The sequence below is a fragment of the Rhodococcus cerastii genome, from assembly GCF_033042195.1.
In the GTDB taxonomy this organism is placed as follows: Bacteria; Actinomycetota; Actinomycetes; order Mycobacteriales; family Mycobacteriaceae; genus Rhodococcoides.
Window position 1 is genome coordinate 531,467 of the sequence record NZ_JAWLKF010000001.1, and the last position, 26,119, is coordinate 557,585.

General features: G+C 65.0%; 26 protein-coding genes and 1 tRNA gene. 15 read left to right on the forward strand and 12 right to left on the reverse strand.

Annotated features, from left to right (window positions below):
- The first annotated feature begins 12 nt into the window (after positions 1 to 12).
- A complete protein-coding gene (gene nudC / locus R3P93_RS02280) occupies positions 13 to 915 on the forward strand; it encodes an NAD(+) diphosphatase (RefSeq protein ID WP_317532333.1) in 903 nt (300 codons plus the stop codon).
- Positions 916 to 922: 7 nt separating this feature from the next.
- Here the strand turns inward: nudC and R3P93_RS02285 are convergent, their stop codons facing one another.
- Positions 923 to 1,192 (reverse strand): mycoredoxin, encoded by a 270-nt coding sequence (locus R3P93_RS02285; RefSeq protein WP_032398313.1) that lies wholly within the window; start codon positions 1,190 to 1,192, stop codon positions 923 to 925.
- Positions 1,193 to 1,308: 116 nt separating this feature from the next.
- Here R3P93_RS02285 and R3P93_RS02290 point away from each other — a divergent pair, with 116 nt between their 5' ends.
- From R3P93_RS02290 to R3P93_RS02300, 3 genes are all read left to right on the forward strand, one after another.
- Positions 1,309 to 3,423, forward strand: a complete 2,115-nt coding sequence (locus R3P93_RS02290) for an ATP-dependent DNA helicase UvrD2 (RefSeq protein WP_394855239.1) — start codon at positions 1,309 to 1,311, stop codon at positions 3,421 to 3,423.
- A gap of 144 nt (positions 3,424 to 3,567) precedes the next feature.
- Positions 3,568 to 3,873, forward strand: a complete 306-nt coding sequence (locus tag R3P93_RS02295; protein WP_068045974.1) for a hypothetical protein — start codon at positions 3,568 to 3,570, stop codon at positions 3,871 to 3,873.
- Positions 3,874 to 4,026: 153 nt separating this feature from the next.
- Entirely contained in the window at positions 4,027 to 4,347 is a 321-nt protein-coding gene (locus tag R3P93_RS02300; protein WP_068045970.1) for a WhiB family transcriptional regulator, read from the forward strand.
- A 34-nt stretch (positions 4,348 to 4,381) separates the two neighbouring features.
- On the opposite strand, the gene R3P93_RS02305 is transcribed toward R3P93_RS02300, so the two are convergent.
- The 3 genes from R3P93_RS02305 to R3P93_RS02315 form a co-directional block, all read right to left on the reverse strand.
- Complete coding sequence (locus R3P93_RS02305; RefSeq protein WP_068045967.1) at positions 4,382 to 5,692, reverse strand: ABC1 kinase family protein; 1,311 nt, start codon at positions 5,690 to 5,692, stop codon at positions 4,382 to 4,384.
- 91 nt (positions 5,693 to 5,783) lie between these two features.
- Positions 5,784 to 6,677 carry a hypothetical protein gene (locus R3P93_RS02310; RefSeq protein WP_068045965.1) on the reverse strand — a complete coding sequence of 298 codons (894 nt, stop codon included), beginning with the start codon at positions 6,675 to 6,677 and terminating at the stop codon, positions 5,784 to 5,786.
- Between the two features lie 122 nt (positions 6,678 to 6,799).
- On the reverse strand, positions 6,800 to 8,197 hold the full coding sequence (locus R3P93_RS02315) for a zinc-dependent metalloprotease (protein ID WP_068045963.1): 1,398 nt from the start codon (positions 8,195 to 8,197) through the stop codon (positions 6,800 to 6,802).
- A 146-nt stretch (positions 8,198 to 8,343) separates the two neighbouring features.
- Here R3P93_RS02315 and R3P93_RS02320 point away from each other — a divergent pair, with 146 nt between their 5' ends.
- On the forward strand, positions 8,344 to 9,369 hold the full coding sequence (locus tag R3P93_RS02320; protein ID WP_068045962.1) for a YlbL family protein: 1,026 nt from the start codon (positions 8,344 to 8,346) through the stop codon (positions 9,367 to 9,369).
- A 13-nt stretch (positions 9,370 to 9,382) separates the two neighbouring features.
- On the opposite strand, the gene R3P93_RS02325 is transcribed toward R3P93_RS02320, so the two are convergent.
- Entirely contained in the window at positions 9,383 to 9,961 is a 579-nt protein-coding gene (locus R3P93_RS02325) for a PPA1309 family protein (protein ID WP_176460511.1), read from the reverse strand.
- Between the two features lie 276 nt (positions 9,962 to 10,237).
- On the opposite strand from R3P93_RS02325, the gene R3P93_RS02330 reads away from it, so the two are divergent.
- Positions 10,238 to 13,198 (forward strand): UPF0182 family protein, encoded by a 2,961-nt coding sequence (locus R3P93_RS02330; RefSeq protein WP_176460494.1) that lies wholly within the window; start codon positions 10,238 to 10,240, stop codon positions 13,196 to 13,198.
- 147 nt (positions 13,199 to 13,345) lie between these two features.
- Here the strand turns inward: R3P93_RS02330 and R3P93_RS02335 are convergent, their stop codons facing one another.
- Entirely contained in the window at positions 13,346 to 13,909 is a 564-nt protein-coding gene (locus R3P93_RS02335; protein ID WP_068045957.1) for a transglycosylase family protein, read from the reverse strand.
- A gap of 504 nt (positions 13,910 to 14,413) precedes the next feature.
- Here R3P93_RS02335 and R3P93_RS02340 point away from each other — a divergent pair.
- Positions 14,414 to 14,490, forward strand: a tRNA-Met gene (locus R3P93_RS02340).
- Positions 14,491 to 14,599: 109 nt separating this feature from the next.
- Complete coding sequence (locus R3P93_RS02345; protein WP_317532335.1) at positions 14,600 to 15,115, forward strand: putative immunity protein; 516 nt, start codon at positions 14,600 to 14,602, stop codon at positions 15,113 to 15,115.
- A gap of 42 nt (positions 15,116 to 15,157) precedes the next feature.
- Here the strand turns inward: R3P93_RS02345 and R3P93_RS02350 are convergent, their stop codons facing one another.
- The gene (locus R3P93_RS02350; RefSeq protein WP_231893691.1) at positions 15,158 to 15,400 is read right to left on the reverse strand and encodes a hypothetical protein; all 243 of its coding nucleotides are present in this window, start codon (positions 15,398 to 15,400) and stop codon (positions 15,158 to 15,160) included.
- A gap of 16 nt (positions 15,401 to 15,416) precedes the next feature.
- Between R3P93_RS02350 and R3P93_RS02355 the strand changes: the two genes are divergently transcribed.
- Positions 15,417 to 15,962: a GNAT family N-acetyltransferase gene (locus tag R3P93_RS02355; RefSeq protein WP_068045951.1), complete on the forward strand. Its 546-nt coding sequence runs from the start codon at positions 15,417 to 15,419 to the stop codon at positions 15,960 to 15,962.
- Here R3P93_RS02355 and R3P93_RS02360 read toward each other — a convergent pair.
- The 4 genes from R3P93_RS02360 to R3P93_RS02375 all read right to left on the reverse strand — a co-directional run bounded on the left by R3P93_RS02360 (position 15,935) and on the right by R3P93_RS02375 (position 20,437).
- A complete protein-coding gene (locus R3P93_RS02360) occupies positions 15,935 to 17,215 on the reverse strand; it encodes an RNA polymerase sigma factor (RefSeq protein ID WP_094688836.1) in 1,281 nt (426 codons plus the stop codon). The genes R3P93_RS02355 and R3P93_RS02360 overlap by 28 nt on opposite strands.
- 16 nt (positions 17,216 to 17,231) lie before the next feature.
- On the reverse strand, positions 17,232 to 17,576 hold the full coding sequence (locus tag R3P93_RS02365) for a YciI family protein (protein WP_068045944.1): 345 nt from the start codon (positions 17,574 to 17,576) through the stop codon (positions 17,232 to 17,234).
- A 185-nt stretch (positions 17,577 to 17,761) separates the two neighbouring features.
- On the reverse strand, positions 17,762 to 18,982 hold the full coding sequence (locus tag R3P93_RS02370; RefSeq protein WP_068045941.1) for an acyl-CoA dehydrogenase family protein: 1,221 nt from the start codon (positions 18,980 to 18,982) through the stop codon (positions 17,762 to 17,764).
- 45 nt (positions 18,983 to 19,027) lie between these two features.
- Positions 19,028 to 20,437, reverse strand: coding sequence for an acyl-CoA dehydrogenase family protein (locus R3P93_RS02375; protein WP_094642469.1), 1,410 nt, complete (start codon positions 20,435 to 20,437; stop codon positions 19,028 to 19,030).
- A gap of 142 nt (positions 20,438 to 20,579) precedes the next feature.
- On the opposite strand from R3P93_RS02375, the gene R3P93_RS02380 reads away from it, so the two are divergent.
- The gene (locus R3P93_RS02380; RefSeq protein ID WP_094642286.1) at positions 20,580 to 20,954 is read left to right on the forward strand and encodes a DUF1304 domain-containing protein; all 375 of its coding nucleotides are present in this window, start codon (positions 20,580 to 20,582) and stop codon (positions 20,952 to 20,954) included.
- Between the two features lies 1 nt (position 20,955).
- Here R3P93_RS02380 and R3P93_RS02385 read toward each other — a convergent pair whose 3' ends face one another.
- Positions 20,956 to 21,747 carry an inositol monophosphatase family protein gene (locus R3P93_RS02385; protein ID WP_068045900.1) on the reverse strand — a complete coding sequence of 264 codons (792 nt, stop codon included), beginning with the start codon at positions 21,745 to 21,747 and terminating at the stop codon, positions 20,956 to 20,958.
- Between the two features lie 92 nt (positions 21,748 to 21,839).
- Between R3P93_RS02385 and prfB the strand changes: the two genes are divergently transcribed.
- The 5 genes from prfB (at position 21,840) to ftsX (ending at position 26,078) form a co-directional block, all read left to right on the forward strand.
- Entirely contained in the window at positions 21,840 to 22,952 is a 1,113-nt protein-coding gene (prfB, locus tag R3P93_RS02390; protein WP_068045939.1) for a peptide chain release factor 2, read from the forward strand.
- 38 nt (positions 22,953 to 22,990) lie between these two features.
- Positions 22,991 to 23,890 (forward strand): mechanosensitive ion channel family protein, encoded by a 900-nt coding sequence (locus R3P93_RS02395; RefSeq protein WP_068045937.1) that lies wholly within the window; start codon positions 22,991 to 22,993, stop codon positions 23,888 to 23,890.
- On the forward strand, positions 23,887 to 24,333 hold the full coding sequence (locus R3P93_RS02400; protein ID WP_068045896.1) for a hypothetical protein: 447 nt from the start codon (positions 23,887 to 23,889) through the stop codon (positions 24,331 to 24,333). The genes R3P93_RS02395 and R3P93_RS02400 overlap by 4 nt, the downstream gene beginning before the upstream one ends.
- 86 nt (positions 24,334 to 24,419) lie before the next feature.
- Positions 24,420 to 25,109, forward strand: coding sequence for a cell division ATP-binding protein FtsE (gene ftsE, locus R3P93_RS02405; protein ID WP_027496574.1), 690 nt, complete (start codon positions 24,420 to 24,422; stop codon positions 25,107 to 25,109).
- A gap of 63 nt (positions 25,110 to 25,172) precedes the next feature.
- Positions 25,173 to 26,078 carry a permease-like cell division protein FtsX gene (gene ftsX, locus R3P93_RS02410; protein WP_068045894.1) on the forward strand — a complete coding sequence of 302 codons (906 nt, stop codon included), beginning with the start codon at positions 25,173 to 25,175 and terminating at the stop codon, positions 26,076 to 26,078.
- Positions 26,079 to 26,119 lie beyond the last annotated feature (41 nt).

The window sequence follows — 26,119 nt, forward strand, 5'->3', positions numbered from 1 at the left end:
AGGGTCGTGCGCGTGCCGAACTTCCAACTCGCCCACCCACCTCGACTGTCCCGATCGCCACTGAACAGGGCAGAAGAACTGCGCCGAGACACCGCAGCATTGGCGGCGGGTTGGCCGACTGCCCGCATCCTGAACGTGGACGGCAGAGGCCGATTCCCGGTTGACGAGAACGGCCTGGTGTTCGGCTCTGCCGCGGATCTCGCTACCGAGCCGACGGCCGATGCGGTGTTCCTCGGAATTCACGGCGATCGGCATCTGTGGGCCCGCCGGGTGGAGGTCGTGGCGGGCACGGTCGGCGACCTGCGCACCGACGGCGATCGACTCGACAGCGCCGCGTTGTCGACGGTGACCGGAGCCCTGGCGATCCTCAATTGGCATGCGAGCGCGCACTTCAGCTCACTCGACGGCGCGCCGTCCGTTCCGTCGAGCGCAGGCTGGTCGCGAACGAGCACGTCCACCGGTCACGAGGAATTCCCGCGTACCGATCCGGCGGTGATCTGTCTCGTTCACGACGGCGGCGACCGAGTGCTGCTGGCGCGAGCACCCGCGTGGCCCGAGCGTCGCTTCTCGGTGCTCGCGGGCTTCGTCGAGGCCGGTGAGTCGCTGGAAACCTGTGTCACACGGGAGATCAGAGAAGAAGTGGGCCTCGACGTCTCCGGTATCGAGTATCTGGGCAGCCAGCCGTGGCCGTTTCCGCGATCGGTGATGATCGGGTTCTCCGCCGTCGCCGACCCGGAGCAACCGCTGCACTTTCAGGACGGCGAGATCGCCGAGGCCCACTGGTTCGATCGGGCCGAAGTTCTCGCCGCGCTCGAGGTGGGCGACTGGGGATCGGATTCGACGTCCCGGTTGCTTCTGCCGGGCTCGATCTCCATCGCACGGGGAATGCTCGAGGCGTGGGCGGCGACGGCCTGACGTCCGGTCAGAGCGAGAGTGCGCGCTTGACCTCGGCCAGAGTGGGGTTCGTGGCCGTCGAGCCGTCGGCGAAGAGCACGGTCGGCACCACATGGTTGCCGTTGTTGACGCTGCCGACGAAGTCGGCCGACTCCGGGTTCTGCTCGATGTCGATCTCGGCGTACTCGATTCCGGCCTGGTCGAGCTGGGTCTTGAGCCTGCGGCAGTAACCGCACCACGTGGTGGAGTAGACGGTCAGCGCGGCCGGGGTCTGCGGGGTGTTCTCGGTAGTGGTCACGTGAACAGTCAACAGGAGCACCGGCGCGATTGTTCCGGCCGACACCTGCATCGGCCGTCGGCCACCCGGTTCGGCCCCGGGTGGAACTGTCGGTACGCACTGACACAATGGTCCTCATGGCTGACGACGCGATGACCGCCGGACTCGATCCGGAGCAATCCGCGGCGGTACTGGCTCCCCGTGGCCCGGTCTGCGTTCTGGCCGGTGCGGGCACGGGAAAGACACGTACGATCACCCGACGCATCGCCCACCTCGTCTCTGCCGGGCACGTGTCCTCTGGGCAGGTGCTGGCGGTCACGTTCACCGCGCGCGCGGCAGGCGAGATGCGTGGCCGTCTGCGCGAGCTCGGCGTCGGGGGAGACGGTCCTCCGGTGCAGGCACGTACGTTTCACGCCGCGGCCATGCGCCAGCTCAAGTACTTCTGGCCTCAGGTGGTCGGCGACACCGGCTGGCAGCTGCTCGACCGCAAGTTCACCGTCGTCTCGCAGGCGGCGAACCGTGCCGGGGTGTCGACGTCGACGGACGCCATCCGCGATCTCGCGGGCGAGATCGAATGGGCCAAGGGATCGCTGATCGCACCCGAGGACTATCCGCGCATCGCGGCGAGCAATCGTCGTGACGTTCCGATGGACGCGACCAAGGTCGCCGCCGTCTACGCCGGTTACGAGGAGCTCAAGTCCCGCGGTGGTGACGGGATGTTGCTCGACTTCGACGACCTCCTGCTGCACACGGCCGCTGCGCTGGAAGAACATTCGTCGGTGGCCGACGAGTTCCGTGAGCGCTACCGCTGCTTCGTCGTCGACGAGTACCAGGACGTCACTCCGTTGCAGCAACGGGTGCTCGACGCCTGGGTGGGCGAGCGTGACGATCTCACCGTCGTCGGCGACGCGAACCAGACCATCTATTCCTTCACCGGCGCATCTCCGCGGTATCTACTCGACTTCTCACGGAAGTACCCCGAGGCCACCGTGGTTCGGCTCGAGCGCGACTACCGTTCCACACCCGAGGTGGTGTCGCTGGCCAATCGCGTGATCGGTGCCGCTCGCGGTCGCATCGCCGGCACCCGACTGCAGTTGATCGGTCAGCGTCAGCCGGGACCCGAGCCGGAGTTCTTCGAGTACGACGACGAGCCGGCGGAAGCCGATGGGGTAGCGCGCGCGGTCAAGCGATTGATCTCGAAGGGCGTCGAACCGGCCGAGATCGCGATTCTGTACCGCATCAACGCGCAGTCGGAGGCACACGAGCAGGCGTTGACCGAGCTGAAGATCCCTTACCAGGTGCGCGGCGGCGAGGGGTTCTTCACCAGGCCCGAGGTGCGGCAGGGAGTCAACGCGTTGCGGCAGGCAGGCGGTCGTGACGATCTGCCCGACGGCGCGCAGGCCGGCGAGGGACTGCCGGCTCTGGTGCGAGCGGTGTTGGCCCCGCTCGGCCTGACGGCAACCGAGCCGACCGGTGCACAGGCCCGCGAGAAGTGGGCATCTCTCGGCGGTCTGGTGCAGCTCACCGAAGAACTTCTGGTGCACGATCCGGAACTGACTCTCAAGAAGTTGTTGGGGGAGCTCGCCGCGCGCGCCGAGGCGCGGCACCCACCGACCGTCCAGGGCGTGACCCTTGCGTCGCTGCATGCGGCGAAGGGGCTCGAGTGGGATGCGGTGTTCATCGTCGGTCTCGCCGACGGCACTCTGCCGATCTCGCACGCGATCGGAAACGATCCCAGTGCCAACAACGAGGCGGCCGTCGAGGAGGAACGCAGGCTGCTCTACGTCGGTGTCACCCGCGCCCGTGTCCACCTGCATCTGTCCTGGGCGCTCGCCCGCAACGAGGGTGGACGCAAATCGCGGCGGCGGTCGAGGTTTCTCAACGGTCTGATCCCCGAGGACTCCCCCGCCTCGCGTATCGCCGCGCCTGCTGCCAAGAAGTCTGGGCCCAAGTGTCGGTTGTGCGGGAAGCCGTTGATCGGTACGTCCGCGACCATGCTGGGTCGGTGCGACAGTTGTCCGTCGAACGTCGACATCGCCCTGCTCGACGCGCTGAAGTCGTGGCGATTGGACAAGTCCCGCGAACTGAAGGTGCCCGCGTACGTGGTGTTCAGCGACAACACGCTGACGGCCATCGCGGAGCAGCAACCGCAGGACGAGCGTGGGTTGGTCGCGATTCCGGGAATCGGCGCCAAGAAGTTGGAGCGGTTCGGCGAAGAAGTTCTCACCGTGGTGCGAGCCTCGGACACGTGACGCGGAGGTCCGAAAATTTCCGCAAAACCGCAGGTAGAAAATAACTTGTGCAGATATCGGCAGGGGGCTTAGTCTGTTTCACGTGCCGCGGGAGATCGCGCACTGTCCAATCCGCCGACGAGACCAGAACAGGAGCTGAAGAAAATGATCAACACATTGCACGCCGCCGTTGCCCACGCAACCGTCGCGTTCAGCCCTGTCCTCGGCACGGCACCGTTCGGAGTTGCCCCCCTCGGCACTCATGCCGCCGCCGCAGGCTCTGTTGCGCAGACGTGGATTCGTTCCTCTGCTTTCGGCCCCATCCAGGAGTCCGCATATGCGGACTCGGTGTCGAATTCCGCCCAGGTCGCCCTGGCACCAGGAGCGAAAGCAGTTGCTCAGGCAGCTCGACGTCATCGCGCACCACGTGCGTCCGTGCTCGACAGCAGACACCGACTTCACTGTCGGTAGACGCTTCGACAAGCCCCACCAGGCCACGGACCCGCACTCGCGGACCGTGGCCTTTCTCGTTCAGGTAGTTCCTCTATCCGAGCGTGAGGCCGACTGGTTCGCATCACCCCTCGAACCGATAACGACGCCGCACGAAAAGTAGAGGAGACCGACGTGTCAACCGCCACGATCCGGACGACATGCCGACCAGAGTCCGAAAGTGCCTACGCTGCACAGTATTCGACCGAATCGGTCGAACTGGCCTTGTCGGTGCCCTGCCGAGCGGCGAACCCCGACATGTGGTTCGCCGACACCCCTGCCGAACTCGAGCAGGCCAAGGCGCTGTGCGCCCAATGCCCCATCCGGCGTACCTGCCTGAGCGCGGCCCTCGACCGCGCCGAGCCGTGGGGCGTCTGGGGCGGCGAGATCCTCGAGCAGGGTGTCGTCATCGCCCGCAAGCGTCCCCGGGGACGGCCACGCAAGAACGCAGCATGACGCCCGAGACCGGTGCCCGGTTTCGCCGAACGAATCAGTCGGTGAAGCCGGGCATCCACTCGGTGAGGATCGCCATGTACGGCGCGTAGGCGTCGAGTTGGGCACAGATTCCGACCAGCCCGCCCAGCACGCGAAAGATCATCACGTATTCCGCAGGCATGTTCAGTGCCCGAACGGTGCGGAACTGCGCACTGTTGAAATCTGCAGCGGTGCCCGCGGCCTTCTGCAGCCAGGCCCGGGTGAAGTGGAACGATTCGGTGTGAATCGGATCGGTGAAGGGACGCAGATAGTCTTCGATCTCCTTCTCTGTCACCGTTCGGCCCGGCACCACGAAGCCGCTCTCCGTGAACAACACCACGAGCTCGTCGAACTTCTCGTCGCGGGCGAGCGAGACCATACGACCCAGGACGGGCGGGAGACCGTCGGGCATCGGAGCGCACGCACCGAAGTCGATGACACCCATGCGTCCGTCGTCGAGCATCATGAAGTTGCCCGGATGAGGGTCGGCGTGCAGCAACTTCGCGCGCGCCGGGGACACGAATGCGAACAACGCGAGCAGTTCGCCCGCCCGGTTACGTTCCTCGGCCGTCCCGTTCGCGATCACATCGGCCAACGGCCTGCCGGTCATCCATTCGCTGACAACGACTTTGGGAGCACTGGCGACGATCTTGGGAATCGCGAACTGCGAGTCGCCTGCGAATTCCTTGCTGAAGGCACGTTGGTTCGCGGCCTCGATACGGTAATCCAGCTCGTCCTCGGTACGGGCCGTCAATTCTTCGAGCACCGGCTTGACGTCCGTGCCCGCGAGCACCGTGCTGAACAGGTTCGCGAACCGCGACAGCGTCTTGAGGTCGGAGCGCAATGCGTCGTCCGCGCCGGGGTACTGGATCTTGACCGCGACATCGCGTCCGTCGGCCCAGGTTGCGCGGTGCACCTGTCCGATGCTCGCCGACGCGATCGCAGTGTCGTCGAAATCGAGGAAACGTGACCGCCACGCAGTTCCGAGTTGCTGGTCCAACACCCGATGCACGGTCTTCGCGGGCATGGGCGGGCCCTGCGCCTGCAGTTTGGTCAACGCCTCGCGGTACGGCTCCGAATACTCCTCCGGAACGGCCGCTTCCATCACCGAGAGCATCTGCCCGAGCTTCATGGCACCGCCCTTGAGTTCCCCGAGAACGGAGAAGAGCTGTTCGGCTGCCTTCGCGGCCATGTCCGCATCGATTTCGTCACGATTGCCGCCGGCGAGCTTCTTGCCGAACCCCATGGCGGCACGACCGGCCATCCCGAGGGGAATGCTGGCCAGTTTTGCAGTACGAGTCGATCCACGGCGCGGTATGTCAGACACAGCTCCATCATGGCTGAACCTTCCGACAATTGCTCGGACCGCCCCGCGCCGACCCCATCGGTCGTGGTGAGCTCGCTATAAGCGCGTGTGGTCAGTGCCAGCAATCGCAGTGAGGATGCTTGGACCACAGGCGTTTGTGCACGGTGGTTCCGGTTGCTGCGAAGTCCAGTTCCATGGTGCAGTCGGCGGTCTCGGGAAGCGCGGCGTCGGAACGGCCGATGAGGTTCTCCAACTGAGCGAACGCGAACGCTGCCGTGGCCAACACCGTCGCGCTGCTGGCCTGGCCGACCGTGCCGAGCAGTTGAGCGGAAAGATGCGGCCACTCGGGCTCGAAGTCGCATCGCGTCAGATCTGCGCACCGCAGGCAACTCGTCCGACCGGGCAACACGAAAGGACCGACGATGCCCTTTCCGTCTCGCAGTCGCACCTGCAGATGTGGGATGCGCAGCCGCACCAGGTCGGTCACCAGTCGAGGTTCGGCAACCAGATCGTCGGCGAGCACCACGACGTCGTAGTTCCACGATCTCACCACCGAATGCGGATAGCGCGTCGGAGTCAGACTCGTTCGACTCACCGTGACACCGGTTCGACTCAGACCGGAGGCCAACGCGTCCGAGATCGGACCCCGCCCCACGAGGTGGACGGTCTTCACCGTCCCCGATCCGGCCTGCGACGCATGCGGCGAGGCGTCGGGCACCACGGGTTCTCTCGTGCCGTGCATCAGCAACCCGGAGTCCTCCAGTTCGCCGAGCATCGCCGAGGTCCGATTGGCCGAGAGTCCCAATGTCATTGCGTGACAGACGATATGAGGTCTGGAATGACCCGCGGCCAGCAGCCGGAGTATTTCGAGTATCGAGCCCGGTTCGGCACCGGGAGGTGGCGTGACGACGACGCTGGTCTCGGGATTCCAGCCCAACTGAACGGTGCCGTCTCGACGCGGCAGAATTGCCACTGCAGGATCGAGTCGAACGGTCGGTGTGATCATGAGACACACTCTGACAGCGCCGACAACGAAGAACGCCCGCTCAGGGCACGTTATCCACAGGGTGGAAGTGCCTCCGAGCAGGCGTTCGACGGTCTCGATCGAAGTGGCGCGAACCCGACGGGTCAGGGTGTGGATGAACCCTTCTCGGGGTCTCCGTCGGTGCCCTCGTCGTCGCCTTCCGCGGCGCGTTCGGCCGCTTCGGCGCGCTCCTTGGCCTCCATCGCCTCGAGCTGCGCGATCGGGTCGTCGAAGCTCGACGTTCCACCGCCGACCACGCGGTCGATGAACGCCGCGGGGTTGTCCAGGTCCGAGGAATCCGGCAGAAGATCGGGGTGTGCCCACACACCGTCGCGTCCCTCGACGTCGGCTGCGGCGAGGAGCTGACGCCACAGCTCGGCGGCCTCGCGAACCTTGCGGGGTCGCAGTTCCAGGCCGACCAGCGTCGCGAAGGTCTGTTCGGCGGGGCCTCCCGACGCCCGGCGGCGTCGGATCGTTTCGCCGAGTGCGACGGCACCGGGCAGGCGGTCGCCCAGAGCTGATGCAACCACTGTCTCGACCCATCCTTCGACCAGGGCGAGCAGTGTCTCGAGACGCTCGAGAGCGTGCTTCTGCTCCGGCGTCGTCTGTGGCTCGAAAGCACCCTGCTGCAGGATCGCCTCGATCTTCGACGGGTCGGTCAACGCGGACGGGTCGAGTCCTGCGGCGGCCTCCTCGATGGCCGAGAAGTCCATCCTGATCCCCCGCGCGTACTCCTCGACGGTGGCCAGAACCCGTTGCCGCAACCACGGAACGTGGCTGTACAGCCGCTGGTGGGCGGCTTCGCGTGCGGCGAGGAACACCAACACCTCACGGTCGGGCTGCTCGAGTCCCTCACTGAACGACGAGATGGCAGACGGCAGCAACGCCGCTGTTCCCGACGGTCCGAGGGGCAGGCCGATGTCGGTGGAGGTCAGCACCTCCTTGGACAGCTGGCCGAGTGCTTGGCCGAGCTGCGAGCCGAACGCCATCCCGCCCATCTGCGTCAGCATGCCCATCATCGGACCTGCCATCTGCTGCGCTTCGGCGGGCAGGCCGGAGGTCCACATGCCCGAGATCTGCTCGGCGACCGGGTCGCACAAGCGCTTCCATGTGTCGATCGTGTTGTCGAGCCAATCGACCGGTGTCCATGCAACGGTCTTCGTAGCACCGGCCGGCAATGTCGTCGCCCCGTCCAGCCACAGTTCGGCCAGGTGTGCGGCGTCGGTGATGGCCTCACGTTCGCCTGCCGACACCGGGCTGAAATCGCCCATCTGCTGACGTGCGAGCTGTTTGGCGAGGTCGTAGTTCACCGGCCCCGACCCGGTTCCGCCCGCAGCTCCCATGCCGCTGAGCATCTGGCCGAACTGGGTGAGCATCTGGCCCAGCTGTGCGGGGTCGAATCCCTCGCCGCCGAAGCCGAAACCGGCAGGGTTGCCCGAGCCGTCCGGATCCTTCTTCTTGTCCGGGTCGTCGTCGGAGGCACCGAAACCAAAATTGCTCATGACTCAACGGTACAAGCCCGACGAACGTAGAGAGTGGTGGATCGTCACGCTGACGGCGAACAGTCCGAGCCGTGAGAAGTCGGCGCGGACGTACTCGGTAGGGGCGGTCTGCACCGTCGACCGTATTCGGATCTAGTGTCTACGGAGTGAACCGAAGGATCGCCACTCTTGTCGCTGCGCTGGTACCTGTGGTGGTGCTGGGCGTCACGGGCTCGGTCGTCACCGTTCCGTTCGCCGCTCTCGGCCCCGGCCCGACGTACAACACTCTCGGTGACGTCGACGGGGTACCCGTGGTGCAGATCGACGGAACCGAGGTCGACCCCACCGCGGGCCACTTGAACATGACGACCGTGGCCGTGCGCGATCAGCTCAATCTGTTCGAGGCACTCGGCTTCTGGGCCAGCGGCAGGCAGGGACTCGTTCCGCGCGAGGAGGTCTACCCGCCGGACATGTCGAAGGAAGAAGTGCAGGAGGGCAATCAGGCGGACTTCGAGGAGTCGGAGTCCAGCGCCGAACTCGCCGCGCTGCATCATCTGGATCTGCCGGTGACGCTCGCGGTGGCGAGTGTGGCCGATGACGGGCCCGCTGCCGGCGTGCTGAACGTGGGGGACACGCTCGTCTCGGTCGACGGAGCCCCTGTTTCCACGGCGTCCGCGGTCCGCGAGGCGGTCAGCTCCAGGGCCCCGGGTGATTCCATCGATATCGAGTACGTCCGGGACGGCACGACGCGGACGGATTCGGTGGTGCTCGAAGCCCGGCCCGACGACGACGCGTTGGGATACCTCGGCGTCACGCCCGAGGAGCAGCCGGACGTGCCGTTCGACGTGACGTTCAACCTTGCCGACGTCGGTGGACCGTCGGCCGGACTGATGTTCAGCCTGGCCGTGGTCGACAAGCTCAGTCCCGGTGAGCTGAGCAACGGAGAGTTCGTCGCGGGGACGGGGACCATCGACGCCGAAGGCACGGTCGGCCCCATCGGCGGCATTCCGTACAAACTGATCGCCGCCCGTGAAGCCGGAGCCACCACGTTCCTGGTACCGGATGCGAACTGCGGTGAGGCGCAACAGAACGTCCCCGACGGCCTCAGGCTGGTGCGTGTCGAATCGTTGGACGGTGCAATCGACTCGCTGCAGGCGATCGGCTCCGGCGGCGACGTGCCGTCCTGCAGCTGACCCAGCCCTGTCGCTAGTCGTCGTCGACGGCGTCGAACGTGGCGTAGAGACCGTGCACGACGTTGGGGGCCAGGTCCTCCGCGATGCGAAGGTCGATGGGTGCGAATGGATCGGCGTCCTCGTCCGGGTGCAACTGCAGAAGAGTCAGGGACGGACCGTCCTTGAGGACCGCGACGATCAATCGCGCATCTCGTTTCTCGGGGTGGTTCTCGGCAGCCGAGCGAGCGGCCTGGTCGGCCGCATCGGGATCGGCGAGCAGCGGGATCAAGGCATCGTCGAGGGTCGATTCGGCTGCCGGGGGAAGAACTACGATCTCTTGGACCAAGGCGCATCCGACGACACCCTCGGGCCACGTGGAGGTGGCCAGGAACTCGTCCAGGGCGGGGGAGCCGCCGGTGATGTCCTCGGGTAGCGAATGTTGTTGGATCGGAGTCAGGGCAGCGCCGTCGGCCAAATCGTCGAGCAGTCCCGGCTCGGCTGCGGCGAGTGCGGCTGTGGGCACCAAGGCGAACATCTGGGGTGCCTGGTGCCATCCGCCGGCATCGACGAAGTCCGCCACCTCCCGCGCGCACCGCGCCAAGGCGTCGGCCACATCCTGTCCACCCGTCTCGGGGTCGAACTCGACACCGAAATCGTCTCGGCCGGGCAGTCCGTCGCTGTCGTTGCTCACCGCACTATCCTCGCATTCGGATGGTTCCTCGGATGCGAGGCTCCTGACCTGCGGTCCGCTGTGGCCGCGGTACGGGCGTCGCAGCCGTAGGATCAACGTACGTACAGTAGGGCGAAACGGACATGCGGCGCACGGCGAGTGCGCCGCCGAAGTCATCTGCGGCGCCGGTCGGCGTCGCCCGAAGTTGGAGTGTGGCTCGTGGGCATGAGGCCCCCCACCGGTATGCCGTCCTTGTCGCGGCGCAGCCGGATCTTGCTCGTATTGGCCTTGGTAGCAGCAGGTTTGCTACTCATCGGTCCCCGTCTGATCGACGTGTACACGAACTGGTTGTGGTTCGGCGAAGTCGACTTCCGCGGCGTGTACACCACCACTCTGCTGACGCGGTTGGTGATCTTCTTCGTCGTCGCCCTGGTTGTGGGACTCATCGTGTTCGCAGCTCTGGCGGTGGCGTACCGCAACCGTCCGGTGTTCGTGCCCGTCGCCGGGCCCAACGATCCGATCGCGCGATACCGCACCACGGTGATGAGCCGACTGCGCCTGTTCGGCATCGGAATTCCTGTGGTGTTCGGGTTCCTGTCCGGCATGATCGCCCAGACCAATTGGGCGACCGTGCAATTGTTCATCCACGGCGGCGACTTCGGCATAACCGACCCGCAGTTCAATCTGGATGTCGGTTTCTACTCGTTCGACCTCCCGTTCTACCGGTTCATCCTCAACTGGCTGTTCGTCGCCGTCCTGGTTGCCTTCTTCGCGAACCTGGTGACGCAGTACGTGTTCGGTGGAATTCGTCTCGCCGGGCGCGAGGGTGCACTCACTCGCGCAGCGCGGATTCAACTCGCGGTTCTGGCCGGTACTTTCGTCCTGCTGAAGGCCATCGCGTACTGGTTCGATCGGTACACGCTGCTGTCGAGCAGTCGCAAGGAGCCGACGTTCACCGGTGCCAGCTTCACCGACATCAACGCGGTGTTGCCGGCCAAACTGATCCTGCTGGCAATCGCCGTCATCTGTGCGATCGCCTTCTTTGCAGCGATATTCCTGCGTGATCTCCGTATCCCGGCGTTGGCCACGGCTTTGTTGGTGCTGTCGTCGATCCTCATCGGTGCCGTCTGGCCGTTGGTGATGGAACAGTTCTCGGTGCGCCCGAACGCGGCGGACAAGGAGAGCACGTACATCGAGCGGAACATCGCGGCAACCAGGGACGCGTACGGCTTGAACGACGACGTGGTCACCTATCGGGACTATTCCGGTGAAGCGGCATTGAGCCCCGGCGAGGTGGCGTCCGAGTCGGCCACGATGTCCAACATTCGTTTGCTCGACCCCAACATCCTCGCGCCCACCTTCACCCAGCAGCGTCAGATCCGTAACTTCTACGGGTTCCCCGACACGCTGGCCGTCGACCGGTACCCGGATGCGGACGGCAACCTGCGCGACTACGTTGTTGCAGCCCGCGAGATCTCACCGCAGACGCTCGACGCGAACCAGCGGGACTGGATCAACCGCCACACCGTGTTCACACACGGAAACGGCTTCGTCGCAGCGCCGGCCAACTCCGTCGACGAGGCCGTCGCAGACGAGTCCAGCGGCGGACGCGGTGGTTACCCGAACTACCAGGTCAACTGGATCGAGAACGATTCCGAGGGCACCATCCGCAAGGACGGACCCGGCGACCTGGATCAGCCGCGCATCTACTTCGGCCCGGTCATCGCCAACTCCGATGCCGACTACTCGATCGTCGGTTCCACCGGCGAGCCCCGCGAGTACGACACCGACAGCAAGAGTTACACCTACACCGGTGCCGCAGGCGTCGACGTCGGTAACTTCTTCAATCGACTCGTGTTCGCCAGCAAGTACGCCGAGCGCAACATCTTGTTCTCGAGCGTGATCGGGGACGAGTCGAAGATCCTGTTCAACCGTGACCCCCGCGACCGCGTACAGAAGGTCGCACCGTGGTTGACCACGGATGGATCGACCTACCCGGCGATCGTCGAGGGCAAGCTCGTCTGGATCATCGACGGGTACACCACGTTGGACAACTTCCCGTACGCCCAGCGCATGTCGCTCGAGGACGCCACTGCCGACAGCATCGAGTCGACGACGACACGTGCGCTGCCGAGCCGAGAGGTGTCTTACATCCGAAACTCGGTGAAGGCCACCGTCGATGCCTACGACGGCACCGTCAAGCTCTACGAGCAGGACGAGAACGATCCGGTTCTCAAGGCATGGGAAGGCGTGTTCCCGGGAACCGTCATCCCGAAGGACCAGGTGTCCGACGAACTGCGCGATCACTTCCGCTACCCGGAAGACCTGTTCAAGGTCCAGCGTGAACTGCTGACCAAGTACCACGTCAACGATCCGCGAGAGTTCTTCACCAACAACGCGTTCTGGGAGGTTCCCACCGACCCGACCGCAGAGAACACCGCGGCCAAGCAGCCGCCGTACTACGTCGTCGCATCCGATATCTCGAACCAGGAGAATCAGGCGTCGTTCCAGCTGACCAGTGCGTTGGTCGGTTACCGCCGAGAGGTGTTGGGCGCGTACGTCAGTGCGGATTCCGATCCGGAGAACTACGGCAAGATCACCGTGTTGAGATTGCCGACGGATACATCCACGCAGGGTCCGAATCAGGTACAGAACCAGATGACGACCACGACCGACGTGTCCGAGAGTCTCGGTATCGTGCGCCGAGAGAACACCGTGGAGTTCGGAAACCTGCTGACCCTCCCGGTCGGCGACGGCGGATTGATCTACGTGGAACCGGTGTACGCCTCTCGTACCAACGAGGCGTCGGCGTATCCGCAGTTGATTCGAGTGTTGGTTTCCTACGAGGGTCGCGTCGGATACGCAGCGACGCTGCCCGAAGCGATCGAGCAGGTCTTCGGAGCGGGTGCCGGACGCACTGTCACCGCACCCGGTGAGACCGACGGAACCGCGCAGCCCGGTGCCGTGCCGGAGACCGCACCGTCCGACGGTGGCACGCCTGCGGCAACTCCGGCGCCGGCCACCGGCGGTTCGACGACCAGGGATGCGGCCGTGTCCGAATTGAATTCGGCACTCGCGGCTGTGCGCACTGCGCAGCAGAGCGGAAATCTCGCGGAGCTCGGTACTGCGTTGGAGGATCTGCAGACCGCCGTCGATACCTACAACCAGGCAGGTAACTGATCGGTAGGGCCACGGCCCGCTGACCGAGCGAAAGAGCCGCGTCACCGAATGGTGAGGCGGCTCTTTCGTCGTTCGTCACCTGGCTCGTTCACGCGGTACAGCGGTACAACGCCTAGGTGAGTGGCAGTTCGACGAACTGCCGGGTGATCAGCGTCCGATGGGCGCGAGCACCGGGGCGTTGGCAGCAACGAAGTGCTGGAACTGCGTGCTCAAGCCGTACTGGTCGGCCAGCTTGGACGCCGCGTCGAACGCGCCCTGTGCAGCCTGCGTGGCCGCTGCGGCCTCGGGAGCCACGGCCGGTGCCGGTGCCGGTGCGGGAGCCGGCTGCGGTGCCGGTGCGGGAGCTGCCTCGGGCGCGGGAGCGGAGGCACCCTTGCTCAGCTGCTGACCGCACACGGGCCATGCGCCCGGTCCCTGGGTCTGAAGGGTGTTCTCCGCAACGCGGATCTGCTCGGCCTTTGATGCGTTGGCCGGTGATCCGGATCCGCCGTTGGCCGTCCAGGTGCTCTGCGAGAACTGCAGGCCACCGTAGTAGCCGTTTCCGGTGTTGATGCTCCAGTTGCCACCGCTCTCGCACTGTGCGACCGCGTCCCAGTTGTTCGGGGCTGCGCTGGCGGTTCCGGCGGAGACGCCGAGGGGAATTGCTACAGCGGCACCTGCGATGACGGCCAATCCGAGTGCGCGCTTGCCAACATTGTTCAGTGTGGTCATTCGGGGTGAATCCTCTCCGCGCTCGACTGGCGCGACTGGCCTGCAATCACCTCGCCGGTGTGGATGGCGATGGGTGACCAGGCGCTTCGTATCGTCGCGGCTCTGCCCCCGTACGTCTTGGGGACCACACCCGCGGGGCAGAGCGAAAGGAGCGGCGGGGTGGTGCAGGCCCAGCGGTTTAGGGCCGTCCGTGAAGGTAGTCGAGGATCCGTTCACCGTCACTGAGCCGGAATGGGATAGTCGATGTCCACATAGTGGGACGCGAGGGGGTGTTTCCGCAGCTCAGACCAGCTCGTGGCGCTAATGTTTCTACTTCGTAACCCGAACGTTATGTGACTCGAAACACGCCTCAAAAGAGACGCGGAGCACTATTTTCTGCGGCGTTCGGCGTGATAAACGCGTGCCGTGACGCGTCGCGGTGTACTCGTTCGGGGTGCGCGAGAGCGCGGAGAAGTCACGTGATTTGCATTGGTTGTACGCACGGGAGTAACTTCATAGACGCAACGCGGGGTGGAGCAGCTCGGTAGCTCGCTGGGCTCATAACCCAGAGGTCGCAGGTTCAAATCCTGTCCCCGCTACCACTGAAGAAGACCCAGGACATATGTCCTGGGTCTTTTTGCGTGCTCGGATGGGTCCGGAACGGACTCTCGGCCGCAGTCTGCACGTTCGATACCGGAAGGTTCGCCTCGCATGATTCTCCCCGCCGTCCGAGATCCGCGCCTCATCACCGTGCATCGCGGCGGCCTTCTGTCCGACGACGACCATCGGAGCCTCGCGCTCTGGGCGGCCGAGTGTGCCGAACATGTTCTCCACCTGTTCGAGGAGCTCGAACCTTCCGACCCGCGGCCGCGTGAGGCAATCGAGGGCATTCGTGGGTGGACGCGCGGCGAGCTCGCGATGATGGCCACCCGCGCCCTCGGCGGGCACGCCATGGGTGCGGCACGGCCGCTGCACGGTTGCGCTCGCTTCGCCGCATACGCTGCGGGGCAGGCAGCCTGTGTGGCACACGCACCCGAACACGACCTCGGAGCGGCCGCCTATGCCATCAAGGCAGCTCGGGCGGCCGCGCGTGACGGCCTGGAGCCAAGTGCAGGTCTGAAGGAACTCGAATGGCAGCGCGACCGGCTCCCGAACAATGTGCGAAAACTGGTGCTGGAAGACCAGGAGAGAAGAAGCAGTATCTGTTGGTCGTTGTTCGACGGTTGAGCCGTCCAGTACGGTCGCGGTCGACCGGTCCGTATCGGGAGTTCAGTCCGTGATCTGCTCGCGGGCATCGTCACTGGTGACCGATTCGGAAGGGGCGGGGCCGCCCTCGTCGTCCGCATCATCGGCAGTGAGGTCGACGGTGTCCACGCCTTCGAGTGCGGTCAGTTCCTGCTCTGCCTCGGCGATGAGGCCTTTCGCGTTCTCTTCCATCTTCTTGATCCACTCGGCCATGACGGTGACACCCTTCGCTCGATCGTGTACCACCGGTCTACCAGACTTCTTCACCCCTAGGATCCATGGTGTGCCAACACGAACCTCGCGTCTCGATCTCGACGAGCCGGTCGGCACGGATCTCGATGAGCTGTACGCGATCTGCAGCGACCCGCAGTCGTGGACGCACTTCCCGAGCCTGCGACACACCGATCCCGGTGCAACCGAACGAATGTTGCAGAGCTGGGCGGAGCAGTGGCGGCGGGATGGACTGTCCACGTGGATCATTCGTGAGCGCGGCAGCCGCACGATCAGTGGCTACGGCGGATGCTCGAAGCGGCGGAACACCTTCTGGAATCTCGGGTATCGCCTCCATCCCGACGCACAGGGCAACGGGTACGCAACGGAGATGTGTGAGATCGGAGTCGAGTGTGCGCACCGAACCGAGCCCGAATTGCCGATCGTGGCGTACCTCCTCGAACACAACGTCGCGTCGGCCCGAGTGGCCGAGCGCGCGGGCTTGCAGTTGATCGCCCGTGGACCCGACGTCGGCAACCCCGATGTCGACGCAGTACGCCTGGTGTACTCAGACCGCTCGTTGACTGCAGATCAGGTGGACGTGGTGCTGTCGGCCTGACCGGGGTACGCGCGCACCTCCGCGAGCCGAGCGCGAAGCAGGCTTTTCTCCGGTGCGGTTCGGGCGAAATCCAACGCTCGTCGATAGTCGATTGCCGCCTCTTCGAACCTGCCGAGTCGTTGCAGCAGATCTGCTCTCGCCATGGGATACGGGTGATAGCGGCGTAGGGACGGCTCGTCGACAAGCAGGTCCAATTCGTGCAGACCGGCTGCGGGACCGTCGCGCATCGCCAGCGCAACCGCCCGGTTCAGCGCGACGATCGGGCTCGGTGCCCGCGTCATGAGTACGTCGTACAGGGCAACGATCTGAGGCCAGTCCGTGCTGTCGGCGTCGAGTGATTCGTCGTGCAGTGCAGCAATGGCAGCCTGTAGAGCGTAAGGACCGCTCCGGCCGCCGCCGAGAGCCTCGACCACGAGTTCCCTACCCTCGGCGATGAACTCGGCATTCCAGAGTCGACGGTCTTGGTCGGCCAACAAGACGATCTCACCGTCCGGTCCGGTTCGCGCGTCGCGTCTGGCATCGACGAGCAACATCAGCGCCAGTAGACCCAACACCTCGGACTCCGTCGGCAATGCGGCGTACAGGAGACGGCCCATCCCGATGGCCTCGTCGGTGAGATCGATTCGTCCGACGTGATCACCCGACGTCGCCGAATAGCCCTCGGTGAAGATCGAATAGATCACCTCGAGCACCATCGGGACCCTGCCTGCCAACTCGTCCGGGCCCGGGAGACGGAACGGTATCCGTGCGGCCCGAATCTTGTTCTTGGCTCGCACTATTCGCTGCGCTGCTGTCGCCGGGGGGATGAGCAGAGCCCGGGCGACCTCACCGGTGGTGAGACCGGCCAGGCATCGAAGAGTCAGTGCGAGCCGGTCACCGGCGGCAAGGGCAGGATGCGCGCAGGTGAAGAACAACTGCAGTCGGTCGTCGGGCAGGGTCTCGTCGAGCGAATTCAAGCGACTCGGTTCGCTACGATCCGTATCCGCCTGCAGCACCCCGACTTTCGCGGCCAGGGTCTGGTCGCGCCGCAAGCGATCGACTGCCTTCCGCCGGGCAGTGGTGAGCAACCAGGCACCGGGCTTGGCCGGGACACCATCGACCGGCCAGTGTTTCAGGGCCGATTCGATGGCGTCCGAGGTCACTTCTTCGGCGAGGTCGAGGTCGCGATACCGCTGCACCAGCGAGGCGAGCAGAATCGAGCGCTCGGCGCGGAAGACCGAGTCGAGAGCTCGATGAACATCGGACTCGCTCATCGAACGGTCCCGCAGGTCAGAATTCTGCAAGGGGACGTACGATCACCGAGCCGCCGTCCTTGGAGCCCGGGCATCGGGCCGCCCATTCGAGTGCAGCGTCCAGATCGGGAACGTCGATGACGTCGTAGCCACCGAGAACCTCATGAGATTCGGCATACGGTCCGTCGGTGACACTGCGTTCTCCGGTGGCGGCGTCGACGCGCACAGCCGTGGCCGTGGTGAGATCAACCATCGCGTGACCGGAGACGTGAACGCCCGCGTCCTTCATCTCCTTCTCGTAGGTCATCCAGTCCTCGACACTGCTGCAGCCCGGTGCTGCTCCGGGCGCGGTGTCTGCGTTGATCAAGAGGATGTACTTCATGATGCGCTCCTGGGGTCGGTACCTCGGTGTCGCGGCGCGAGTCGCCGTACACGATGACGACGTTCGACAGACCACGATATCGACACCGGCTCCCGATTTTTCTTTCTCACACACGAAAAACGGCACCGGACGCAAGGTCCGGTGCCGTTCAGCGGTTACTCTTCGGCTCGACGACGAGCCAGGTGTCACTTCAGTTCTGCCGACGACTTTCCGAGTACGCGGCGAGCAACGATCAGCTGCTGAATCTGCTGCGTTCCCTCGAAGATGTCGAGAATCTTGGAGTCGCGGCTCCACTTCTCGAGAAGCGGGCGCTCCGAGTAGCCGTACGTGCCGGCCAATTCGACTGCCTTGAGGGTGATGTCGACTGCCGAGCGACCGGCCTTGGCCTTGGACATCGAGGCCTGGAGGGAGTTGGGCTCCTTGTTGTCGGCCATCCACGCCGCACGCAGTGCGAGCAGATGTGCTGCCTCCCAGTCCGCTTCGAGGCGCAGGAACTCCGCGGCCGCCGCGTGCTGGTTGTAGGCGGGCGTTTCGTAGGAGATGTCGACTCCGGCGTCCACCAGGATGGAACGCAGTTCTTCGAGAGCCGCACGTGCGACGCCGATCGCCATGCCTGCCACCAGGGGACGGGTGTTGTCGAACGTCTGCATGACGCCGGCGAAGCCCTTTTCGACGTTCACTTCGGCGGTACCGAGGAGGTTGTCCTTCGGGATGCGGCAGTCCTCGAGCAGCAGGGCTGCGGTGTCGGACGCCTTGATGCCCAGCTTGTGTTCGAGGCGGGCGACCGAGAGGCCCGGAGCGTCTCGCGGGACGACGAACGACTTGATGGCCGCGCGGCCGAGCGACTTGTCGACCGTGGCCCACACCACGATGTGGGTGGAACGCTCGCCGGCGGTGACGTAGATCTTCTCGCCGTTGAGTACCCACTCGTCGCCGTCGAGGACGGCGGTGGTGGTGACAGCTGCGGAGTCCGAACCGAAGCCGGGCTCGGTGATGGCCATCGAAGCCCACACCTTGCCGAAGCGCTCGAGCTGCTCGTCGGTGGACACCGCGGCGATGGCCGAGTTACCGAGTCCCTGGTAGGGGATCGACAGGGTGAGGCCGACGTCGCCCCAGCAGGTCTCGATCACGTTCACCAGAGCGGACATGTTGCCGCCGTTGGCGTTCGCGGTCTTGCTGGGCTTGGCCGACTCGCTGTCCTTCTCGCGGCCACCGGCGGCTCCGCCGATTTCGCCACCGGCGTCGGACATGCCTTCGACCATCGACGCCATGGTGTCGAGTTCCACCGGGTACTCGTGCTCGGCGAGGTCGTACTTGCGGGAGATCGGGCGGAAGATCTCGGCAGCGACCTGATGAGCCTGATTCGCCTGCGCCCGAAGCTTCTTGGGAAGTTCAAGATTGATCATCGTGTATGTCCTTGGGTGAGTGCCATGGAAATTCGGGGCGGCGAGCTAGATGAGAACGATGCCCTCGGCGACGCCGACGGACCGCAGATCGCGGTACCAACGCTCGACCGGGTGCTCCTTGGTGAAGCCGTGACCGCCGAGCAGCTGCACGCCGTCGGAACCGATCTGCATGCCCTTCTCGGAGGCGAGTCGACGGGCGAGCGCCGATTCACGAGTGAACGACAGTCCCTGCTCGGCCCGCGAAGCGCCGCGCAACGTGACCAACCGCATGCCGTCGAGCTCGATGGCGATGTTGGCGACCATGAATGCCACGGCCTGGCGATTGCTGATCGGCTCACCGAAGGCGACACGATCGTTGACGTACGGGATGACGTAGTCGAGTACGGCCTGGCTCGTACCGACGGCCAGCGATGCCCAGCCGAGTCGCGCGAGGCCGATCGCAGCGCTGTACTCGGCGGCACGCTGGTCTGCGTCACCGTCGCCGAGCAGGGCCGACTCGGGAACCGCGACGTCGGTCAGGATCAGGCGGCCCAGGCCGGCTGCGCGCAGACCCATGCTCGGGTCGGCTTCGACGACGAGGCCCTTGGAATCGGACTCGACGATGAAGAATGCCGGACGGCCTTCGAGTTCTGCGGCGATGACGAACAGCTCGGAACTGCCGGCAGCAGGCACGAGGCTCTTGACTCCGTTGAGCTTGTAGCCGCTGGGCGAGCGAACGGCCTTGGTCTGCAACGCGTACGGATCGAACAGTGCGCGGGGCTCGTTGACGACCACTGCTGCATTCGGCACCTTCTCACCGACGAAGGCCGGGAGGTAGGTCTTCTGCTGCGCGTCGGTGCCCCACTGGGTGAGAGCGACGGCGACGCCGCTGGGCGCGAGGATTGGCAGTGCCAACCCCATGTCGCCATGGGCGAGTGCCTCGGCGACGAGAGAGTTGGTGACAGCGCCACGCTCGGTGGCGGCACCGTCGAGTTCCTCGGGAACGTTGATGAGCGTGATGCCGAGCTCGGCGGAGCGCCGAACCAGATCCTCGGGCGACGAGGCGCTGTGGTCTGCGTCGAACGCAGCCGGGCGAAGGATCTCCTCGGCGAACTCCTTGACCGTTTCGACGATCATGCGCTGTTCGTCGTCGGGCGTCAGGTCGAAGTAGCTCAGGTTCTTGGCAGCGCCGTCGTCGAGACGCTTGGGCTTGCCGCCACCGGTGACCTTGGCGAACGTGCGATTGGCAGCGCCGAGGGTCTTGAACCCGGTCTTGGTGCTCTCGTACGTCACCCGGTCGATGGTTTGGCGGAGGTTGTACTTCTCCGCCAGTTCCGATCCGGTGATGGCGGTCAGAACGCGCATGGCGGTTCCGATCGCATCCCGCTTGAACGGGTTGAGGCCAACTGCAGAAGTATCGCGGGGCACCTTCGGGGCCTTCGCGTCGACCACACTGTCTTGCTTGCTCATGATCACCAGTTCCTCGGCGTCGGGCACGGACTCCACAGATCTTACTCCCGAGTAAGATAGCTGTCTACTGTCGAGTAAGTTGACCTTTCCAGGAGGCCGGCGAACCGAACGTTGCCTCCGGCGACGAGGGGTATGGCACGCTACGTCCGTGCACCCGATCGCCCAGGTCTTCGCCGCCATCGCCGCGGCCCTCCACGTCGTCATCTTCGTCATGGAAAGTGTCTTGTGGTCGAAGCCGGTCATCTGGGCCAAGTTCGGCGTCGCAAGCCAGCACGACGCCGATGTCGTGAAGCCGATGGCGTTCAATCAGGGCTTCTACAACCTGTTTCTGGCTGTCGGGATCGCAGTCGGACTCGTCGTGGGCGGGTCCGCAGGCGACGCCGTCGTCTACTTCGCGTGCGCGAGCATCGTCGGCGCAGCGATCGTTCTGGCGACCGGCGGTGCGAAGTATTTCCGGCCCGCATTCGTCCAGGGCATCACACCGCTGATCGCGCTGATCCTGGCTGCAGTTCTCCAGGCGTGATTCAGGCGCTGGGGGACAGGTGCGCGAGGACCTGGTGTTGCAGTAGACCGTTGGTGGCCACGGCGCTGCCACCGTGCGGGCCTGCCGTGGCGTCGAGCGCGGTGAAACTGCCTCCGGCTTCGCGCACGAGGACATCGAGTGCGGCCAGGTCCCACAGTGAGACCTCGGGTTCTGCGGCTATGTCGACCGCCCCCTCGGCGACGAGGCAGTAGGAGAAGAAGTCGCCGTAGCCGCGAACCCGCCACACGGCGTCGGTCAGATCGAGGAAACGATCCCTGATGCCGAGGTCCGCCCACCCACTCAGGCTCGAGAAACTCAGACTCGACGACGCCAGCGAATCGACCTTCGAGACCTCGATCCGGCGCGGGGTGCCCCCGTCCGATGCCGTCCAGGCTCCCAGATCGAGTGCTGCCCACCACCGTCGGCCCAGGGCGGGCGCGCTCACCACGCCGACACGGGGTATTCCGTCGTCGAGCAGCGCGATCAACGTCGCCCACACCGGAACGCCACGGACGAAGTTCTTGGTGCCGTCGATGGGATCGACGACCCACTGGCGTCCGCTGAACGTTGCAGTGCCGCCGAATTCCTCGCCCAGCAACGCGTCGGCAGGGCGTTGCGCTCCGAGCACGCCGCGGATCGTCGTCTCGACGGCCAGATCCGCGTCCGACACCGGTGTCAGATCCGGCTTGGAATCCACCGAGAGGTCCATGGCGAGAAATCGCCGCCGCGTGATGGCGTCGGCCTCGTCGGCGAGTCGGAGGGCGAGAGAAAGATCCTCGGAGTAGTCGGTCACCGCGTAAGACTAACGACGGACACATCCGACTGTGCCCGGTGTTGCTCGGGGGCGGTCGGGTTCGGGTTCGCGTGCCGGTAACCTTGACTCTCGTGCATCCCGACGTTTCTGCAGACCTCGCCGAGCTCGACACCACTCTCTCCACCGTCGAGTCTGTTCTCGACGTCGAGGAACTGCGGCGACGCATCGACGAACTCGAACATCAGGCGGCCTCACCGGACCTGTGGAACGACCAGGAACACGCTCAGCAGGTCACCAGCCAGCTGTCCCACGCGCAGGCCGAGCTGCGCCGCGTCGAAGAGCTCCGTCAGCGCCTCGAGGACATGCCGGTGTTGTACGAGCTCGCCGAGGGTGAGGAAGGTGACGACGCCGCATCCGCCACCGCCGATGCCGACGCCGAACGCGCGTCGCTCCGTGAGGACATCGCAGCCATGGAAGTACGGACCCTGCTGTCCGGTGAGTACGACGCGCGCGACGCGTTGGTGAACATCCGTTCCGGTGCAGGCGGAATCGACGCTGCCGATTGGGCCGAGATGCTGATGCGCATGTACATCCGCTGGGCCGAGAAGCACGGCTACGGCGTCGAGGTCTACGACACGTCCTACGCCGAAGAAGCCGGCATCAAGAGCGCGACGTTCGCGGTCAAGGCCCCGTACACGTACGGCACGCTGTCGGTGGAGCAGGGCACACACCGGCTCGTGCGGATCAGTCCGTTCGACAACCAGGGTCGACGCCAGACGTCCTTCGCCGAGGTCGAGGTTCTTCCGGTCGTCGAGACCACCGACCACATCGAGATCCCCGAGAACGACATTCGCGTGGACGTGTACCGCTCGTCCGGGCCGGGTGGGCAGTCGGTCAACACCACCGACTCCGCCGTTCGGTTGACGCACATCCCGACGGGGATCGTGGTGACCTGCCAGAACGAGAAGTCGCAGCTGCAGAACAAGGTATCGGCCATGCGAGTGCTGCAGGCCAAGCTGCTCGAGGTCAAGCGCAAGGAAGAACGCGCCGAGATGGACGCGCTCAAGGGAGACGGCGGCAGCTCCTGGGGAAATCAGATGCGCTCGTACGTACTGCACCCGTACCAGATGGTCAAAGATTTGCGTACCGAGTACGAGGTGAACAATCCGTCTACTGTTCTCGACGGAGACATCGACGGATTCCTGGAATCGGGAATTCGATGGCGAATGCGGGGGGAGCAGTAGATGACCGGTCATTGCGCAGGCTCCGCTCCGACGATCCGATGACGAGCTGGTTGAACCCGACGCTCGACCTGAAGCAGAATGCCCTCGGCATACTGCTGTACATCCTCGGCGGGCTTCTGGCCGCGCGCTTCGTCACCTGGACCGGGTCGCGGATCACTGCCCGCATCGACCAGAACTACCAGCACAGCGATGCGCTCGTGCGGTCCGAGGCCGCCAAGCATCGGCACGCCCTTGCCCAGGTCATCACCTGGGTCGTGGTCACCCTCATCTACATCCTGGTCACCATCGAGGTGTTGAGGCGTTTCGGATTCGGCGTCGGCGGGCTGGTGGCACCCGCGACGGTCATCGGCGCGGCACTCGGTTTCGGAGCTCAGCGCGTGGTCCAGGACATTCTGGCCGGGTTCTTCATCATCACCGAACGTCAGTACGGATTCGGTGACGTCGTGCAGATCGCCGTCAACGGCTCGGCCGAGGACGCCGAGGGCACCGTCGAGGACGTCACGCTACGAGTAACTCGGGTGCGCAGCGTCGACGGCGAGGTCATCACCGTGCCGAACGGGCAGATCGTCAAGGCGATCAACCTGTCGAAGGACTGGGCGCGCGCCGTCGTCGACGTTCCCGTGCCGAGCACAGCGGATCTCACCCAGGTCAACGCACTGCTCCGCACAGTCGGCCGCGACGCGTTCGCGGACACCCGGCTGCGGCCCCTGTTGCTCGACGAACCGACCGTGATGGGCGTGGAGAGCATCGAGGTGGGCCAGGTCAACGTTCGTCTCGTGGCGCGAACATTGCCCGGCAAGCAGTTCCAGGTGGGACGAGAACTTCGTGTCCGGGTGGCTGCCGCACTGCGCCCCGAGGGCATCAGTGTTGCTCCCGACGTCAGTACGGCCGGGGTCGCACCGGATGCGTCGGGACGAGACCGGAGGGAGGAACAGTGAGCACGACGGAGACCGGAACCGAACACCCGCAGCGGAACTGGCGACAGTGGCGCATCCCGGCAAAGATCTACGGCCGCGTCCGGACGTCCACCGTCGCGTTCGGCATCTGCTTCGTGCTCACCGGTCTCTGGTACGGCCAGGTCAGCGCCGAGATCGCCGAGAGGGACAGCGAACAGGTTCAGGGCCCGGTTGCTGTGGACCCAGGCGAGCTCACCCCGTACACCCAGCCGCAAACCACGGAGCCGAGTTTCACGAGCACGACGGTCACACCCACGCCGACGGCCACCACCGACCCGGATGGATCGGACAGCGTCGACGGATCCGGTCAGCCGGCAACCACGACGACTGTGCCACCGACGACGACCGCGCCGTTCGGCGTGCCGATTCCGCCGGCCATCCAGTCGCTGATACCCAGCCAACCTGCGCCGACATCCGCGCGCTGAGTCGGCCTTTACCGTCTCTCGGGACTCGCCGCGACGCCCGAGCGGTTCCGGCAGCTACCGGTGAGTAAGGACTACACTGGCGACCCGTGATCAGCACCTCGAATGTCTCCAAGTCCTACAAGACCTCCACCAGGCCCGCCCTGGACAAGGTGACGGTCTCCATCGACAAAGGCGAGTTCGTGTTTCTGATCGGCCCATCGGGTTCGGGGAAGTCGACGTTCATGCGGCTGCTCCTCAAGGAGGAGACGCCCACCTCCGGCGACATCCATGTCGCCGACTTCCATGTCAACAGGTTGGCGGCCCGTCGTGTCCCGCGGTTGCGGCAGAGCATGGGCTGCGTGTTCCAGGACTTCCGTCTGCTGCAGCAGAAAACCGTCGTGGAGAACGTGGCGTTCGCCCTCGAGGTGATCGGCAAGCCGCGCTCGATGATCAAGCGCACCGTCCCCGAAGTGCTCGACCTCGTGGGACTCGGCGGCAAGTCGGATCGTCTGCCCAACGAGCTGTCCGGTGGTGAACAGCAGCGAGTCGCCATCGCTCGGGCGTTCGTCAATCGTCCGCTCGTGCTGCTCGCGGACGAGCCGACCGGAAACCTCGATCCGGATACCAGTCAGGACATCATGCTGTTGCTCGAGCGCATCAACCGCACCGGCACCACGGTGCTGATGGCCACCCACGACAATCACATCGTCGATTCGATGCGCCGACGCGTCGTCGAACTCGACAACGGACGAGTCGTTCGTGACGAGGCCCGCGGGGTCTACGGCGTCGGTCGCTGACGACACCCGACCAGGACCTATCGGACTTCACGACCGAACGAATCGAAGGGCTCGGATTCCGCGATGCGCGCAAGTTTCATCTTCAGCGAGGTCTTCACCGGACTTCGCCGCAACATCACCATGACGATCGCCATGATCTTGACGACCGCTATTTCTCTCGGCCTGTTCGGCGGGGGACTGCTCGTGGTGCAGATGGCGGGCAAGACACAGCAGATTTTTCTCGACCGGGTCGAAGTGCAGATCTTCCTCACCGACGACATCTCGGCAACCGATCCCGATTGCGCCGAGGACACCTGCGCCACCCTGCGCTCGGATCTGGAGAGCACGCCGTCGGTGGTTTCGGTGCAGTACCTCAATCGTGAGGATGCGGTGAAGGACGCCACTGAGCGAGTGTTCAAGGATCAGCCCGAGCTGGCCGAACTGGTCAGTGCCGACAGCTTTCCCGCATCGTTCAAGGTTCGTCTGAGTGACCCGGAGCGGTTCGGGGTGATCAACGACAACTTCGAGAATCGACCCGGCGTGCAGAGCGTGCTGAACCAACGCGACCTGGTGGAGCGCTTGTTCAGCGTGCTCAACGGCGTGCGCAACGCTGCATTCGCCATCGCCACGGTGCAGGCGATCGCCGCAATCCTGTTGATCGCCAACATGGTTCAGATCGCCGCGTTCACCAGACGGACCGAGGTGGGCATCATGCGCTTGGTCGGTGCCACTCGCTGGTACACCCAGCTGCCGTTCCTGCTCGAGGCGGTGGTGGCGGCCTTGATCGGCTCCGCACTTGCCATTGCCGGCTTGTTCACGGCCAAGAACATGTTCATCGACGACGTTCTGTCGGATGTGTATCAGGCCAACATCCTGGCCCGGATATCGAACAGTGACGTGCTGCTCGTCTCGCCGTTCCTGGCGTTGGTGGGAGTCGGAATGGCCGCGGTGACGGCCTACATCACGCTGCGCCTGTACGTGCGCGAATAAATTCGCTTGCCGTTCGGTTCTATGCTGGAGCGGTTGCCCGT

Bases quoted from the DNA above. Each gene is read 5' to 3' on its own strand.
- R3P93_RS02310 (WP_068045965.1), bottom strand. From the start codon at position 6,677: ATGATCACACCGACCGTTCGACTCGATCCTGCAGTGGCAATTCTGCCG.
- R3P93_RS02290 (WP_394855239.1), top strand. From the start codon at position 1,309: ATGGCTGACGACGCGATGACCGCCGGACTCGATCCGGAGCAATCCGCG.
- ftsX (WP_068045894.1), top strand. From the start codon at position 25,173: ATGCGCGCAAGTTTCATCTTCAGCGAGGTCTTCACCGGACTTCGCCGC.
- R3P93_RS02365 (WP_068045944.1), bottom strand. From the start codon at position 17,576: ATGAAGTACATCCTCTTGATCAACGCAGACACCGCGCCCGGAGCAGCA.
- R3P93_RS02295 (WP_068045974.1), top strand. From the start codon at position 3,568: ATGATCAACACATTGCACGCCGCCGTTGCCCACGCAACCGTCGCGTTC.
- R3P93_RS02345 (WP_317532335.1), top strand. From the start codon at position 14,600: ATGATTCTCCCCGCCGTCCGAGATCCGCGCCTCATCACCGTGCATCGC.
- R3P93_RS02360 (WP_094688836.1), bottom strand. From the start codon at position 17,215: ATGAGCGAGTCCGATGTTCATCGAGCTCTCGACTCGGTCTTCCGCGCC.
- R3P93_RS02370 (WP_068045941.1), bottom strand. From the start codon at position 18,982: ATGATCAATCTTGAACTTCCCAAGAAGCTTCGGGCGCAGGCGAATCAG.
- R3P93_RS02315 (WP_068045963.1), bottom strand. From the start codon at position 8,197: ATGAGCAATTTTGGTTTCGGTGCCTCCGACGACGACCCGGACAAGAAG.
- R3P93_RS02395 (WP_068045937.1), top strand. From the start codon at position 22,991: ATGACGAGCTGGTTGAACCCGACGCTCGACCTGAAGCAGAATGCCCTC.
- R3P93_RS02335 (WP_068045957.1), bottom strand. From the start codon at position 13,909: ATGACCACACTGAACAATGTTGGCAAGCGCGCACTCGGATTGGCCGTC.